The 15,750-nt window shown below is 64.0% G+C and carries 11 protein-coding genes; 3 read left to right on the top strand and 8 right to left on the bottom strand.

Annotated features, from left to right (window positions below):
• Positions 1-4 precede the first annotated feature (4 nt).
• The 7 genes from GJ695_RS06285 to GJ695_RS06255 form a co-directional block, all read right to left on the bottom strand.
• Positions 5-469 (bottom strand): CYTH domain-containing protein, encoded by a 465-nt coding sequence (locus GJ695_RS06285; protein WP_154363016.1) that lies wholly within the window; start codon positions 467-469, stop codon positions 5-7.
• A gap of 2 nt (positions 470-471) precedes the next feature.
• Positions 472-1,599: a M14 family metallopeptidase gene (locus GJ695_RS06280; RefSeq protein ID WP_154359094.1), complete on the bottom strand. Its 1,128-nt coding sequence runs from the start codon at positions 1,597-1,599 to the stop codon at positions 472-474.
• Between the two features lie 33 nt (positions 1,600-1,632).
• Positions 1,633-3,129: a succinyl-CoA:acetate CoA-transferase ScpC gene (scpC, locus tag GJ695_RS06275; RefSeq protein ID WP_154363014.1), complete on the bottom strand. Its 1,497-nt coding sequence runs from the start codon at positions 3,127-3,129 to the stop codon at positions 1,633-1,635.
• 87 nt (positions 3,130-3,216) lie between these two features.
• Positions 3,217-4,332, bottom strand: a complete 1,116-nt coding sequence (locus GJ695_RS06270; protein ID WP_229260342.1) for a patatin-like phospholipase family protein — start codon at positions 4,330-4,332, stop codon at positions 3,217-3,219.
• Positions 4,333-4,386: 54 nt separating this feature from the next.
• A complete protein-coding gene (locus GJ695_RS06265; protein WP_154363012.1) occupies positions 4,387-5,850 on the bottom strand; it encodes a catalase in 1,464 nt (487 codons plus the stop codon).
• Between the two features lie 263 nt (positions 5,851-6,113).
• Positions 6,114-8,684: a cyanophycin synthetase gene (gene cphA, locus GJ695_RS06260; protein ID WP_154363010.1), complete on the bottom strand. Its 2,571-nt coding sequence runs from the start codon at positions 8,682-8,684 to the stop codon at positions 6,114-6,116.
• A 27-nt stretch (positions 8,685-8,711) separates the two neighbouring features.
• A complete protein-coding gene (locus tag GJ695_RS06255; RefSeq protein WP_154363007.1) occupies positions 8,712-10,886 on the bottom strand; it encodes a cyanophycin synthetase in 2,175 nt (724 codons plus the stop codon).
• A gap of 205 nt (positions 10,887-11,091) precedes the next feature.
• On the opposite strand from GJ695_RS06255, the gene GJ695_RS06250 reads away from it, so the two are divergent.
• The 3 genes from GJ695_RS06250 (at position 11,092) to GJ695_RS06240 (ending at position 14,169) form a co-directional block, all read left to right on the top strand.
• Positions 11,092-13,365: a cyanophycin metabolism-associated ABC transporter gene (locus GJ695_RS06250; RefSeq protein WP_154363006.1), complete on the top strand. Its 2,274-nt coding sequence runs from the start codon at positions 11,092-11,094 to the stop codon at positions 13,363-13,365.
• A 5-nt stretch (positions 13,366-13,370) separates the two neighbouring features.
• A complete protein-coding gene (locus tag GJ695_RS06245; RefSeq protein WP_154363004.1) occupies positions 13,371-13,838 on the top strand; it encodes a cyanophycin metabolism-associated DUF1854 family protein in 468 nt (155 codons plus the stop codon).
• Positions 13,839-13,920: 82 nt separating this feature from the next.
• Positions 13,921-14,169: a hypothetical protein gene (locus GJ695_RS06240; protein WP_154363002.1), complete on the top strand. Its 249-nt coding sequence runs from the start codon at positions 13,921-13,923 to the stop codon at positions 14,167-14,169.
• 9 nt (positions 14,170-14,178) lie between these two features.
• Here GJ695_RS06240 and GJ695_RS06235 read toward each other — a convergent pair whose 3' ends face one another.
• Positions 14,179-15,747: an oleate hydratase gene (locus tag GJ695_RS06235; RefSeq protein ID WP_154363001.1), complete on the bottom strand. Its 1,569-nt coding sequence runs from the start codon at positions 15,745-15,747 to the stop codon at positions 14,179-14,181.
• Positions 15,748-15,750 lie beyond the last annotated feature (3 nt).

The raw sequence follows: 15,750 nt of genomic DNA, 5'->3' as shown, positions 1-15,750 counted from the left end.
CGGCCTACCAAGTGGAGAACGGCTTTTTAATCAGGTTCGAGTTGAGGTAGCGCAGATCGTCGGTGACTTCCTCGCCGATCCACTCCGGCTTGTCGAACTGCTGGTCTTCCGACTGCAATTCAATCTCTGCCACCACCAGCCCGGCGTTCGCGCCGAGGAACTCATCCACTTCCCACACATTGCCGGCAAAGGTGATGCGGCGGCGATACTTCTCGATCAACGGCTGCTCGCACAAGCCATCCAGCAGCTCCACCGCGTCGGCGAGCGGAATCTCGTACTCCCACTCGCCACGCGTGGCGCCCTGGTTGGCGCCCTTGATCGTCATCACCGCCCGCTCGCCCTCGATGCGCACGCGCACCACCCGCTCCTTGTGCGACGACAGATAGCCCTGGCGAAAAAACACCGGCTCGCCAAGACTCATCCAGCCATCGCCGCGCAGCAGGAACTTGCGCTCGATCTCGACGCCCATGATCAGTAATCGTTCAGCGACAGCAGGATAGGCTGCAGAATCGCCGCGCCCAGGGCGGCGCTGCGCGCACCATTCCAGCCCACGTGAGGATCCGGCAGATCGGCATTGTCCTTGAACGGCATTTCCAGCGTCAACGCCAGGCAGCCGAAGTGGTGGCCGACGTACTTGGAGGCCAGCGTCAGCATGTCTTCCTTGTACTTGCTGGCCGCGTAGCCCACCTTGTCCTGGAAGTCCGGCGAGGCGTTCTTGTAGCGGTCGATGAAGGCCTGCTGCTTGGCGCGGCGCTCGTCGCTGAAGTTCTCCAGCATCTCGTTGCCGGCCACGAAGTTGTACGGCAGCGCCTCGTCGCCGTGAATGTCGAAGAACATGTCGATGCCGGTTTCGTGCATCTTCTGCTTCACGTACAGCACTTCCGGGCTGCGCTCGACCGAAGGCGTCATCCACTCGCGATTCAGGTTGGCGCCGGCCGCGTTGGTGCGCAGGTTGCCGCGCACCGAGCCGTCCGGGTTCATGTTCGGCACGATGTAGAACACGCAGCGCTGCAGCAGCTTGCGGGCGATCGGATTGGCGTCGTCTAGCAGCGAATCGATCAGGCCTTCGATGAACCACTCGGCCATCGACTCGCCCGGGTGCTGGCGCGCGATGAACCAGATTTTCTTTTCCGCTTCCGGCTTGCCGATGACGACCACGTTCATGTCGCGGCCATCGACCGTGCTGCCCAGGTCATGCACGCGGGCCAGCGGATGCTCGCCCACTTCGCCCAGCAGGCGCAGATGGCGCTCGAACGAATACGGCTCGAAGTAGGCGTAGTAGATGCTGTCGGTATCCGGCGTATGGTCGATCGTCATGACCGCGCCATCGAAACGGGTCGGCACGCGGAACCAGTTCTCGCTGTCGTAGCTGGCCACCGCCTGGTAGTTCTCGTACCCCTTGGCGTAGGTGGCCTGGCCGGCGTTCAGGAAGCGCATGGTCAGCTTCTGGCCGCGCGCTCCCTGCACGCGGAAGTGGAACCATTGATGAATGTCGGCGTGCGAATCCTTGCGCAGATTCAGTTCGATGGTCGCTGCGCTGTCGGCGCGCAGCACTTCAATGGCGCCCGAATCGAAGTTCTGGCTGATTTTAATGGTCATGTTGATCCAATACTAAGTGAACGCGAATGACCATTATTTTACCAGCATGCTCCCTTCGCGTTGATAGCGGGCGTGCCACGACAAGGCCTTTTCCAGCACGTGCGGGGTCTGGCCGCCGCCCTGCAGCGCTTCCTCGAAATAGGCGCGCAGCTGCGGGCGGTAGTCCGGGTGGGCGCAGTTTTCGATGATGCGCGGCGCGCGTTCGCGCGGCGCCAGGCCGCGCAGGTCGGCCAGTCCCCATTCCGTCACCAGCACATCGACATCGTGCTCGGTGTGGTCGACGTGGGCCGCGAACGGCACCACGCTGGAAATCGCGCCGTCCTTGGCCACCGACTTGCTGACGAAGACCGACAGCTGGCCGTTGCGCGCGAAGTCGCCCGAGCCGCCGATGCCGTTCATCATGTGCGTGCCGCCGACGTGGGTCGAATTGACGTTGCCGTAGATGTCGAACTCCAGCGCCGTGTTCAGCGCGATGATGCCGAGGCGGCGCACGATCTCCGGATGGTTGCTGATCTCCTGTGGCCGCAGCACGATGCGTTCGCGGTACTGCTCGATATTGTCGAGGAATTTCTGGTGCATGGCCGCCGACAGCGTGATCGACGATGCCGAGGCCATCGCCAGGTGGCCGGAATCGAGCAGCTCGATCGCGCTGTCCTGCAGCACTTCGGAGAACATGGTCATGTTGCGGAATGGCGAATCGACCAGTCCATGCAGCACCGCGTTGGCGATGGTGCCGATGCCGGCCTGCAGCGGCAGCAGCGACGTGTCCATGCGCCCCGCCTTCACTTCGCCTTCCAGGAAGGTGATGACGTGGCGCGCGATGGCGTCGGTCTCGGCGTCCGGCGGCAGCGCGTTGGACGGGCTGTCCGGGCTGTCGGTGATGACGATGGCGGCGATGCGGTCCGGATGCAGGCGGATGGTCGGCTGGCCGATGCGCTGCGATGGCGTCAGCAGCGGAATCGGTTCGCGGTGCGGGCGGGCGGCCGGCACATAGATGTCGTGGAAGCCTTCCAGCGCCAGCGGCGCGCTGAGGTTGATCTCGACGATCACCTTGTCGGCCTGCTGCACGAAACTGGCGCTGTTCCCGACCGACATGGTGGGAATGATGCCGCCGTCGGCGGTGATCGCCACCGCTTCGATGACGGCGATATCGACGCGCTTCAGGTCGCCGGAGCGCAGCTGCTCGGCGGTCTCCGACAAATGCTGGTCGATGAACATCACCTCGCCGGAATTGATCTTGCGGCGCAGCGCGGCATCGGCCTGGAACGGCATGCGGCGCGCGACCACGCCGGCGTTGGCCATCAGGCCGTCGCTCTCGTTGCCTAGCGAAGCGCCGGTCAGCAGGGTCAGTTGCAGCGGCGCGCCCTGGCGCGCGCGCTCCACCAGTGCGGCCGGCAAGGCCTTGGCGTCGCCGGCGCGGGTAAAGCCGCTCATGCCGACGGTCATGCCGTTCTTGAATAACAGGGCGGCCTGGTCGGCGCTCATCAGTTTGGTCATCAGTGCCGGGCGGCGGATGCGATCTTCATACATGGTGGTTCTCCTCATTCTTTTGTTTCAGTATAGAATCAGGAAAACCGTCAACTTATGAATTAAATTCCCACTTTCCATTCGCTTTTTTCATGACGCGGATGCGCCCGGCAGCTCGTGGATCGCGATGCCCTCGATCGGATCGATCGGCGCGTCCCACGGCCGCAGCGCGATGAAGCGCCGGGTGTCGTCGTAGCCGGCCTGCCAGCGGGCGCGGATGCCGGCCGCGCTGAAGTCGATGTCCTTGGTGTGGTCCTCGTTGCCGATGCGCGGCGCGCGCAGCGACACCACGTGCATGTCGGTGCCGCAGCCCCACGAGGCCAGCTCGCGCACCTCGGGCGAGGCGGCTTCCTTGGCCGACAGGTGCTTGCTCATTTCGCGGATCACATGGCGCAGCCGGTGCAGGCGGCGCTGCTGCTCGATGTTGCTGGCGCGGCTGGCGTACTGGATCTCCTTGTGCTTGTCCAGCACATCAAGCACGCTTTCCGGCTCGCTGCCGTCCGGGTTCCACACCTGCACCGAGAAGATCACCGAACTGCGGCGCGGCTCATCGTCGAGCACCGCCTCGATCGGCGTGTTGGAATAAATGCCACCGTCCCAGTAAGGCTGGCCATCGATGCGCACGGCCGGAAAGGCCGGCGGCAGCGCGCCGGACGCCATCACATGCTCGACGCCCAGTTGCTCCCTGCTGCTGTCGAAGTAACGCATGGCGCCGCTGCGCGCATTCACCGCGCCGACGGTCAGCCGCATCTGCTGCTGATTGAGATAGTCGAAATCGACCAGCGCCTCGAGCGTGCTGCGCAACGGCGTGGTCTGGTAAAAGGACGCATGCTCGACGCCCACCCGCGCCTCCGGGTTCCACCACGACGACAGGTTTGGTTCGAAGAAAGCGGGAATGCCCTGCCCCACCGTGATGGCGTTGGCGATGGCGCGCGGCATGGTGGAGAAGCCGAAGGAATTGCGCTCCATGCGGTGCCAGAATTCGCGCAGCCGGTCGAGCCGCTGCTGCGGCGGATTGCCGGCGATGATGGCGCCGTTGATGGCGCCGATGGACGTGCCGATCACCCAGTCCGGCTCGATGCCGGCTTCATGCATGGCCTGGTACACACCGAGCTGGTAGGCGCCTAACGCGCCGCCGCCCTGCAGGACCAGGACAACCTGGCCCGGCAAGGCGGAGGAAGGCAAACTATCGGGCTTGCGTTTCAAAACGATCTCCACGATGCACTGCAACGTGGAGATTGTAAGCCATTTACGTCACACTCATGCCACGTTCACGCCGCGCGCCTTCAATGCCGCGCGCACGCCTGCGCCGTAGGCCGGATCCGCCTGGTCGAAGTGCCCCAGCTGGCGCGCGACGATCTCGGCGCTGACCTGGCTCAACGGACCGGCAAGGTTGTTGAACAGGTTTTGCTGTTCATCGGCAGGCATCAGGCGGAACAGATCACCGGCTTGCGTGTAATCGTCCTCGGTGCCGCGTGCGTCGTAGCGGGCCGCCGCGCCTTGCAGCGCCAGCGCCGGTTCGCCATTGCCCAGGCCTTGCGGATTGCTGCCGTTGGCGTCGACCGGCTGGTAGTTCTGCGCCGCGCCGCCGTTGGCGATGGCCATGCCGCCGTCGCGCTGCTGGTTGTGGACCGGGCAGCGTGGCGCGTTCACCGGCAGGTGCTGGTGGTTGGTGCCGACGCGGTACAGCTGCGCGTCGTGGTAGGCGAACAGGCGCGCCTGCAGCATCTTGTCCGGCGAGTAGCCCAGGCCCGGCACCACGTGCGATGGCGACAGCGCGGCCTGCTCCACTTCCGCGTGATAGTTGACCGGATTGCGGTTCAGTTCCAGCACGCCGACCGGCAGGAACGGGAAGTCCTTGTGCGGCCAGACCTTGGTCAGGTCGAACGGATTCCAGCCGGTGCGCGCTTCCCATGCGGCCAGTTCGGCCTCGGTGGCGACTTGCACCTTGACGTCCCAGCGCGGGAAGTCGCCGCCGGCGATGGCGTTGAACAGATCGCGCTGCGAGTAGTCCGGATCGGTGCCGGCGATGCGCACGGCTTCATCGGCGGACAGGTTCTTGATGCCCTGCTGCGTCAGGAAGTGCCACTTGACGTAGACACGTTCGCCGTCGACGTTAATCAGGCTGTAGGTGTGGCTGCCGAAGCCGTGCATGTGGCGGTAGCCGTCCGGCGTGCCGCGGCTGGAGAACAGCGTGGTGACCTGGTGCAGGCTTTCCGGCGTCTTGCTCCAGAAGTCGAACATCATGGTCGGCGATTTCAGGTTGGTCTGCGGATCGCGTTTCTGCGTGTGGATGAAGTCCGGGAACTTGATGCCGTCCTTGAGGAAGAACACCGGCGTGTTGTTACCGACCAGATCCCAGTTGCCTTCTTCGGTGTAGAAGCGCACGGCGAAGCCGCGTGGATCGCGCTCGGTATCGGCGCTGCCTTTTTCGCCGCCGACGGTGGAGAAGCGCAGGAAGGTCTCGGTCTGCTTGCCGACTTCGCTGAACAGCTTGGCCTTGGTGAATTTGGTGATGTCGTGGGTGACGGTGAAGGTGCCATAAGCGCCCGAGCCTTTGGCGTGCACCACGCGCTCAGGAATGCGTTCACGGTTGAAGTGCTGCAGCTTCTCGATCAGGTGGAAGTCCTGCAGCAGCACCGGGCCGCGCGGGCCGGCGGTGATGGAGTTGTGATTGTCGGCGACAGGAATGCCGGACGCGGTGGTGATGGGTGGCTGGCTCATACTATGGCTCCTCGTTGTTGATAGCGTGAGGCTATTCTAACGAGGATAATCCATAAATAAAAACTATAAATATCTATAGCTTCGATAGATATTCGCAATGCGGGGTAAGACCGGTGATCAGTCTGCGGCGTCGCTCCGCCATGCATCCTTTCACCCCAAACGAAAGGGTCTGACCCCATGCGGGGTCAGACCCTGGCCGCAGCGGTGTGCGGGTTGGCGTGGTGCCGCGAGCTTTTACAGCCCAGGCCGCGTCAACCCCGCGATCAAGCTTCCTTGATGCGCTTGGCGATGTGGGCCAGCGCGTCTTCCACCTGGTCGATCAGGATCAGGCAAAGGTCGCCTTCCTGCAGGCGCGCCAAGGCGGTGTCGATGGCCTTGAACTCGCCGTAGATCTCTTCAATGTGCGAGGTACGCGGCGCGCCGGACAGGCCGGAGCGCAGCAGCGCCACCACTTCGCCGTCCACCCGGCCACGCTGGCAAGCGTCTTCGTACAGCAGCACATCGTCAAACGCGCGACCAAGGATTTCGGTCTGCTGCGTGATGTCCTGGTCGCGGCGGTCGCCGGCGCCCGAGATCACCACCACGCGGCGCTTGGCCGGCATGGTCTCCACCGCCTTCACCAGCGCCAGGATGGCGTCCGGGTTGTGGCCATAGTCGGCGATCAGCGTCGCGCCCTTGTAGTCGAACACGTTGAAGCGGCCCGGCGCATTGTCGGAATCGTTGGCGAAGGTTTTCAGGCCCAGGCGGATCGCGTCCCAGCTGATGCCCACGCCCCATGCCGCCGCCACCGACGCCATCACGTTCTCGACCTGGAAGCCGATGGCGCCATTGCGGGTGATCGGCACGGCCGACAACGGAATGCGGTTCTGCTCACGGCCTTCGGCCGCGACGATGTGGCCATCTTCCACGTACACGGTGCGGCTGCCCTGCGCCAGGTGCGTGGCGATGACAGGATGCGAACGGTCGGCGCCGAAGAAGATCACCTTGCCGCGGCAGTTCTGCGCCATGCCGGCGACGATAGGATCGACCGCGTTCAGCACCGCATAGCCGCTCTCGGACACGTTCTGCACGATCACGCGCTTCAGCACCGCCAGGTCTTCCACGGTGGTGATGTAGTTCAGGCCCAGGTGGTCGCCCATGCCGATGTTGGTCACCACGGCGACCTGGCAGCGGTCGAAGGCCAGGCCTTCGCGCAGGATGCCGCCGCGCGCGGTTTCAAACACCGCCGCGTCCACGTCAGGATGCAGCAGCACGTTGCGCGCGCTGCGCGGACCGCTGCAGTCGCCGCTGTCGGTCTGGCGGCCTTCGATGTAGACGCCGTCGGTATTGGTCATGCCGGTGCGCAGGCCGCTGGCGGTCAGCAGGTGCGCGATCAGGCGCACGGTGGTGGTCTTGCCGTTGGTGCCGGTCACCGCGACCACCGGAATGCGGCCGTTCTCGCCCGGCGCAAACATGGTGTTGACGATGGCTTCGCCCACCGCGCGGCCTTTGCCGAACGATGGCGCGATGTGCATGCGCAGGCCCGGCGCGGCGTTCACTTCCACCACGCCGCCGCGTTGATTTTCAATCGGCTCCAGCACGTTGTCGCAGACGACGTCCACGCCGCACAGATCGAGGCCGATCATTTGCGCCGCTTCCACCGCGCGCGCCGCCACTTCCGGATGCACGTCGTCGGTGACGTCGGTGGCGGTGCCGCCGGTCGACAGGTTGGCGTTGTTGCGCAGGATGACGCGCTGGCCCTTGGCCGGCACCGAGTCCGCGTTCAGGTCCTGTAGCGCCAGGCGCGCAATGGCGATGTCGTCGAAACGGATCTTGGTCAGCGAGGTCGAATGGCCCGAGCCGCGGCGCGGATCGGCGTTGACGATGTCGACCAGCTCACGCACGGTGTGCGTGCCGTCGCCGATCACCAGCGGCGGATCGCGGCGCGCGGCTGCGATCAGCTTGTTGCCGATGACGAGCAAACGGTAATCGTGGCCCGGCAGATAGCGTTCGACCATGACGTCGTCGCGGAACTCCTTGGCGGTGCGGAAGGCCGCTTCCAGGTGTTCCTTGGTCATGATGTTGACCGTGACGCCCTTGCCCTGATTGCCGTCCTTTGGTTTCACCACGACCGGCAGGCCGATTTCCTGCGCGGCCTTCCAGGCGTCGGCTTCATCTTCCACCGAACGGCCGATAGGCACCGGTACGCCAGCCGCGTGCAGCAGCTTCTTGGTCAGTTCCTTGTCCTGGGCGATGGTCTCGCCGATGGCGCCGGTGGTGTCCATTTCAGCGGCCTGGATGCGACGCTGTTTCGAACCCCAGCCGAACATCACCATCGAACCTTCGGTCAGGCGGCGGAACGGAATGTCGCGCACCACGGCGGCGTTGACGATGGCGCCGGTGCTTGGGCCCAGGCGCACGTCTTCGTCCAGGTCGCGCAGTTCGGTCAGCGCCGCTTCCAGGTCGAAGGCGGTATCGGCCAGCACGGAGACGATCAGCGCCTCGGCCAGTTCCACGGCGCGGCGGCCGACAGCTTCCTCGGTGTATTCAACCACGGTCTGGTAGATGCCCTCTTCCAGCGTGGCGTGGGTGCGGCTGAAGGTGACCGGGCAGCCGGCTTGCGCCTGCAGGCTCAGTGCCGCCACTTCCAGCACGCGCGCCAGCGGCACGGCGTCCGAGGTGCCGGTTGGATGCAGGGCGCCGACGGCAGGGAAGCGCGCATGCAGGCGCTGCTCGAAGTTCGGCAGCGTCGCGATCGATTGCTCTTCCGGCGGGCACGAGACGATGACTTCCACCGCGGTGTGGTGGCTCCAAAGATTCGGGCCGCGAAGGGCGCGGGTGCGTATGACTTCCATAACTCTTTTTATTCTCTCAATGATGTATCAGTGGTGAACGCGTTTCGGCGACGCTTCCCAGGTACGCAGGCCGGCGCCGATCAGGTCAGGCGTCAGGCCCAGCGCCCAGCCGGCGGCAATCGCGGCCAGCACGGCTTCCGGCGGCACCAGCGGCGACAGCGGCAGCGTGCCCACTTCTTCGTGGCCGATCGCCATGACGATGTTGTTGCGGGCGCCGTCCTTGCGTTCGAACACCACGCGCTTGCCGTCCTGGCGGTGCGCGGCGATGGCGGCCAGATGCTCGTCCACGCCATAGAAAATCACTTCGCCGTCGCACAGGTCGGCCATCTCCACCACTTGCGGATCGGCGGCGTTGAGCACAGCGGCGCCGCTTGGCAGCACCACGTCGACCTGGGTGCGCAGCACGTTATACAGCTTGTTCTCGCTGTCGATGTGGAACTCGCTCAGCGCTTCAAAGCCGCTGACATCGGTCACCACGCCGACCGTGCACTTGTCGTAGGCCAGGCCTTCGGACAGGATCATGCGGGCGTCGTTTTCAAACACGCCGGCTTCGACGTTCTTGTTGAGCAGCAGGCGCTCGCCGGTTTCCCAGTCGCTGAAGCCGTCGCGCGGCAGCAGGCGGCCATTGACGAACAGGCCGTCGGCGCAGGTCAGGCCGGTTTTCTTGCCGCTGATTTGCAGCAGCCAGGCGACCAGGCGCGCGGTCATCGTCGTGCCATGCTTGCCGGTGATGCCGACGATCGGCATGCGGCCGGTGGCTTCGCCGAACAGGTGGTCGACGATCGCTTCGCCGACGTTGCGCGGCTCGCCTTCGGCCGGCTTCAAATGCGCCAGCAAGCCAGGGCTGGCGTTGACTTCGATGATGGCGCCGCCCTGCTCTTCCAGCGGACGCGAAATGTCGGAGCACACCAGGTCGATGCCGGCGATGTCCAGGCCGACCACGCGTGCCGCCAGCGATGCCATCGCGGCCACTTGCGGGTGCACCGTGTCGGTGACGTCGATCGACACATTGCCGTTCGGCTGGATCAGCACTTTCTGGCCTTCAGCCGGCACGGAAGCGTGGGTCAGGTTCTGGCGCTGCAGTTCCAGCACGATCTCGCCCGAGGTGTCCGGCGTGACCAGGCCCAGCGGGAAGTCTTCGGTGTCGCCACGGCGCGGATCGGTGTTGATCTGGGTGTTGCACAGTTCCAGTATGCTGGACTTGCCATCGCCGGTGACCCACAGCGATTCGCCGGCGGCGGCGGCCACCACGCGGCGGCCCACCACCAGCAGGCGGTGTTCGTCGCCGACGATGAAGCGCTCGACGATCACGCTGCTGCTGTCGCCTTCCCTGGCCGCCAGCTCATAGGCGGCGGCGACATCGGCTTCGGTGGACAGGTTGAGCGAGACGCCGCGGCCATGGTTGCCGTCGTATGGCTTCAGCACGACCGGCAGGCCGATGTCCTCGGCCGCTTCCCATGCTTCGGCGGCGCTGGTGACCAGCTGGCCTTCCGGCACCGGCACGCCGCAGGACGAGATCAGCGTCTTGGTCAGATCCTTGTCGCTGGCGATGCCTTCGGCGATGGCCGAGGTCTGTTCGGTTTCAGCGGTCCAGATGCGGCGCTGCGCGGCGCCATGGCCCAGCTGCACCAGGTTGCCGTCGGTCAGGCGGATGAAGGGAATCTTGCGCACGCCGGCGGCGTCGACGATGTTGCCGGTGCTCGGGCCGAGGCACAGGCTCTCGACCAGATCGGTCAGGCTGGCGACAGTGGCGGCCAGGTCGTATGGACGGTCTTCGATCATCGCCATCAGCAGGTCGCGGCCGGCGGCCAGCGCGGCGCGGCCGACTTCTTCCTGGCGGGTGCGGAAGGCCATCTTGTACAGGCCGGTGTTCTCGCCGATTTCGCGGGTTTTGCCGAAACCGGTTTTCATGCCGGCCAGGTTTTGCAGTTCCAGGACCACGTGTTCCAGGATGTGGCCGGCATAGGTGCCGTCGCGCAGGCGCTCCAGGAAACCGCCGTGCTCGCCCACGCCGCAGCGGTGCACGATCAGACCTGGCAGGATGGTTGTCAGGCGTTCATACAATCCGGGCAACAAATTCGATGGAAAGTTCTCCAGCTCGCCGATATCCAGCCACGCCTCGATGACCGGGCGATAGGTCCAGATGTTGGGTCCGCGCAAATGCGTGACGCGGAGAACTTCAATGTCTTTCTTCTTAGTCATGTATTGATTCTTGTAACTTTGTTATCGGCTGAGCCAGCCCGCGCCGTATTGTAAACCCTGTACCCTTGCCCCGCTGCTGTACGGTATACTTGCCGTCAGAGCAAAAACTTATATTTTATTGTTCTCTGTCAAATGTTTAATCACTGACAGAATACCGTAAATAATCCGTAATATCAGCCTTTTCCCCTCCGGAGTACGCCGCACGATGACGACCGAACAACTTTCCACTCACTCCAGTACGGGTGATCTGCCTGAACGCTGGCGTTCTGAGATACAGGCACAACTTTCCCAAGGGGAAAACGTTGTAAGTGCCTTGGAGGTTGACCTGGATCAGCAACTTCGTTTTTCCAAGGGTGTAGTGCTGGTGACAACCGGCCGGGTTCTGGCCCGCGCGCCGGGCGCGACCGACTGGCAATCGTGGTGGTTTGCGCCCGACCTGACGCTGAAACACCACGACCACGCCGGCGTCGGCCACCTGGAGTTAATCAATCAACAAGGCCGCCTGGGCGCCTGGCGCTTCACGCTGGGCCAGAATCTGGCGGCGATCCGCCTGGTCGAGCAGTTCGACGCCCACCTCGACAGCCACGCCAGCGGCGAGCCGGTGGTGGTCGACGACAAAAACGTCTGCCCGAGCTGCAAGGCGCCGATGGACCCGGAACAGGAAGAATGCCCGGTCTGCACCAAGGTGGTCTATACGCCGCCGTCGACCTGGACGCTGTTCCGCCTGTGGCGCTTCGCCAAGCCGTACAAATGGCAGCTGGCGCTCGGCTTCACCTTCATGCTGCTGTCCACCGGCGCGCACCTGATTCCGCCCTACCTGACCATTCCGCTGATGGACAATGTGCTGATTCCATACCAGAACGGCAAGGCGGTCGATCCGATGCTAGTGGTGCTGTACATGACCGGCCTGGTCGGCGCCTCGATCCTGGCGTGGATTTTCGGCTGGGGCAAGACCTACGTGCTGGCGCTGGCGTCGGAGCGCATCGGCGCGGACCTGCGCACCACCACTTATGAACATTTGCTGCAGCTGTCGCTGGAATACTTCAGCGGCAAGCGCACCGGCGATCTGATGTCGCGCATCGGCTCGGAGAGCGACCGCATCTGCGTGTTCCTGTCGCTGCACCTGCTGGACTTCCTGTCCGACTGCCTGATGATCATCATGACCGGCGTGATCCTGTTCAATCTCGATCCGTGGCTGGCCATCTGCACCTTGGCGCCGCTGCCGTTCATCGCCTGGATGATCCACCTGGTGCGCGACCGCCTGCGCACCGGCTTCGAAAAGATCGACCGCGTGTGGGGCGAAGTGACCAACGTGCTGGCCGATACCATTCCCGGCATCCGCGTGGTGAAGGCCTTTGCGCAGGAAGCGCGGGAAGCCAACCGCTTCCGCACCGCGAACAAGCACAATCTGGCCGTCAACGACAAGTTGAACAAGGTGTGGTCGCTGTTCTCGCCTACCGTGTCGTTCCTGACGGAGCTGGGGTTACTGGTGATCTGGGTGTTCGGCATCTACCAGGTCTCCAAGGGTAATATCACGGTGGGTGTACTGTCGTCGTTCGTGGCCTACGCCAGCCGTTTCTACGGCCGCCTGGATTCGATGAGCCGCATCGTGTCGGTGACGCAGAAATCGGCGTCGGCCGCCAAGCGTATCTTCGACATTCTCGATCACGTGTCGTCGGTGCCGGAGCCGGTCAATCCGGTCAAGCTGGAAAAGGTCGAGGGCAACATCACCTTGCGCGAAGTGGGCTTCCGTTACGGGAACCGCGCGGTCAATCGCGGCATCGACCTGGAGATCAAGGCCGGCCAGATGGTGGGGCTGGTGGGCCACTCGGGCTCCGGCAAGTCGACGCTGGTCAATCTGATCTGCCGCTTCTACGACGTGGCCGAAGGCGCGATCATGCTCGATGGCGTAGACATCCGCTCGTTCGCGGTGTCGGACTATCGCCGCAACATCGGCCTGGTGCTGCAGGAGCCGTTCCTGTTCTTCGGCACCATTGCCGAGAATCTGGCTTACGGCAAACCGGATGCGACGCGCGCGCAGATCATCGCCGCCGCCCGCGCCGCGCATGCGCACGAATTCATCCTGCGCCTGCCGCAGGGCTACGACTCGATGGTCGGTGAGCGCGGCCAGGGCCTGTCCGGCGGCGAGCGCCAGCGCATCTCGATCGCACGCGCGCTGCTGATCGATCCGAAGATCCTGATCCTCGACGAAGCCACCGCCTCGGTCGACTCCGAAACCGAAAAAGAAATCCAGCGCGCGCTGGACAACCTGGTGCAAGGCCGTACCACCATCGCCATCGCCCACCGCCTGTCGACCTTGCAGAAGGCCGACCGCCTGGTGGTGCTGGATCGCGGCGTGGTGGTGGAAGACGGTCCGCACGATGAACTGATGGCGCGCGAAGGCGCCTACTACCGCCTGTACCAGGCGCAGGCCCGCAATGTGGACACGGACCTCGACGACAGCGCGAGCAAGGAATAAGAACCATGACGACGACATTTGAACTGATCCGCAATCCCTTCGGCCGCCTGGTGCTGACCACCACCGAAGGCGTGGTGCACGAAGGCGTTTCGCCGGTGCGCGCGTTTCCGGTGCAGGCGCCGGAGGACGGCATCTCGCTGCTCAACGGCGACGGCAAGGAGGTGGCGTGGATCGACCGCATCGCCGACCTGCCGCCGGCCATCGGCGCGCTGGTGAGCGAGGAGTTGAGCGGGCGTGAATTCATGCCGGAGATTTCGCGCATCAACAGCGTGACCAGCTTCGCCACGCCGTGCACGTGGAATGTGGCGACCGATCGCGGCGACACCGAGTTCGTGCTGCGCGGCGAAGAAGACATCCGCCGCCTGACCATCGACACGCTGCTGATCTCCGACATCCACGGCATCCACTATCTGATCCGCGACCTGCGCGAACTGGACAAGCACAGCAAGAAAATCATCGACCGCTTCCTGTAAGCGCGCCTCCCCGCGCCGTCGGCCACCCGCCGACGGCGCCGCCTCCCCATCCTGATCCACCGCAAAGCAAGCCCAAATTGCCGTGCGGCCGGCAGAGCGCATCGCCGCCAACGAGGCCGATGTGCGGAAATACGGCGCACTGCTCGCGAAGCTCAACACGCTGGATACGCCTGCGTTACAGCAGTTGCTCGATGAAGCAAGGCTTTCCGACACTACCGAAGTGGAGCCGCTGCGCGCAGTCGCCTACAACGATGTGGTGCTGGAAATCGACGAGCCGGACGCCATCATTCCGCTGACGCCCATGCAAAAGCTCATGGGCGTATTGGCGTGATTATCGTGATTATTTGAAGGCCTTCAGCACCGCGTCGAATTTCACTTTCAGCGACTCATCATGCGCAGTGACGGGCGGCACTTCGCGCTGCACGTTCAGCAACTGGTAGACCGCCATCTGCGCCGCGCGAACCGAGTATTCGACGGTAAACACCACATCCTCCGGCACCTCGACAAACTGGCTGACAAACGCCAGGTTGCGCGAGCCTGCCGGCACCGGCAACGGACGGTCGCTGTGCTGGCGCGGCATGAACATGCTGGTGATGTAAGGCATGCGGCACGGGATGCAATTCGCGTTCGACATGACTTCTTCGTAGTCGAAATTCAGATGCCCGCACAACTCGCGCAGGATCTCCTCGCCCGTGCATTCGGCCATCGGCTTGGCGACAAAATTGCCGACGCGGTCAGGATGCAGGCCGTAGCCCCAGAACACCTGCACGCCCTCCGGCTGCCCGGCAAAGTGCGGCTGATGCGCCAGCACCACCGACATGAACCAGTTGGAGTCCTTGAACGTCACCAGCCCGCCGGTGCCGGCCACGTTGCCGGTGAAGCGCTCCATGCGGTCGAAGAACGCCGTGTCCTTCAGCGTCACGGTGAACGACTCCCACCACGACTCCGGAATGCTGCTATTGAACGCCGCCGGATTGCCGAACTGCGGCCGGCCCTGCGCCAGCTTTTCCCACAAGGCCCAGCCCTGGCTGTCGCGCTTGTCCAGCCTGGGCGGCGCGCCGTGCATGCTGCCGAAACTGGATGCATCGGTCATCGAACCATTCTGGAAGAACACCAGATCCTGCGGCCGTACGGCGATCACCTGCGCCGCTCCCTCGCGCACGCAGTGGATGGCGGTGACGGTGGACGCATCCTCGCTCAACGTCAGATCATCAACCCTGCAATCGAAGACCACCTGCACGCCCTGCTGCTGCAACCAGTGCTGCAAAGGACGCACCAGCGAATCGTACTGGTTGTACACGGTTCGCTTGACGCCGGCCAGCGTTTCAATCCGCGAGAACTCCATCATGAATCGGCGCAGGTAGCGCTTGAATTCCACCGCGCTATGCCACGGCTGGAACGCAAACGTGGTCGCCCACATGTACCAGAATTTGGTCTCGAAGAATTCCGGCGACAGCCAGTCGGTGATGGCGCTGTCGCCCAGGTCTTTCTCGTCCGCCTCCTCCAGCTTCACCAGCTCGATGCGGTCCAGCATGGAGAAGCCCATCGACGTCACATCGACCTTGAAGCGGTTGCGGTCCACCAGCCGCGCGCGCGAATGCGACTTGTGCAGTTCATTGAAGGCGATGGTTTCTTCGTACACCGTGCGGCCCGGATGTTCCAGCGACGGGATGCTCTTGAACAGATCCCAGGTGCACTCGTAATTGTCGGTGGTGAGCATGCGGCCGCCGCGCAGCGTGTAGCCGCTGTCCGGATTGCCGCCGCCATCGAGGCTGCCGCCGGCCAGTGGCATCGCTTCGAATATGGTGATGTCGCCGCCGGCCACGCCGCCGTCGCGGATCATGAAGGCCGCCGCCGCCAGCGAACCGATGCCGCCGCCGACCAGATACGCTTTAACAGGATGATTCATGGG

Source organism: Duganella alba, assembly GCF_009674495.1.
GTDB lineage: Bacteria > Pseudomonadota > Gammaproteobacteria > Burkholderiales > Burkholderiaceae_D > Rugamonas > Rugamonas alba.
This window is presented reverse-complemented; position numbering and strand designations above follow the sequence as displayed.

Bases quoted from the DNA above. Each gene is read 5' to 3' on its own strand.
- GJ695_RS06285 (WP_154363016.1), bottom strand. From the start codon at position 469: ATGGGCGTCGAGATCGAGCGCAAGTTCCTGCTGCGCGGCGATGGCTGG.
- GJ695_RS06280 (WP_154359094.1), bottom strand. From the start codon at position 1,599: ATGACCATTAAAATCAGCCAGAACTTCGATTCGGGCGCCATTGAAGTG.
- scpC (WP_154363014.1), bottom strand. From the start codon at position 3,129: ATGTATGAAGATCGCATCCGCCGCCCGGCACTGATGACCAAACTGATG.
- GJ695_RS06265 (WP_154363012.1), bottom strand. From the start codon at position 5,850: ATGAGCCAGCCACCCATCACCACCGCGTCCGGCATTCCTGTCGCCGAC.
- cphA (WP_154363010.1), bottom strand. From the start codon at position 8,684: ATGGAAGTCATACGCACCCGCGCCCTTCGCGGCCCGAATCTTTGGAGC.
- GJ695_RS06255 (WP_154363007.1), bottom strand. From the start codon at position 10,886: ATGACTAAGAAGAAAGACATTGAAGTTCTCCGCGTCACGCATTTGCGC.
- GJ695_RS06250 (WP_154363006.1), top strand. From the start codon at position 11,092: ATGACGACCGAACAACTTTCCACTCACTCCAGTACGGGTGATCTGCCT.
- GJ695_RS06245 (WP_154363004.1), top strand. From the start codon at position 13,371: ATGACGACGACATTTGAACTGATCCGCAATCCCTTCGGCCGCCTGGTG.
- GJ695_RS06235 (WP_154363001.1), bottom strand. From the start codon at position 15,747: ATGAATCATCCTGTTAAAGCGTATCTGGTCGGCGGCGGCATCGGTTCG.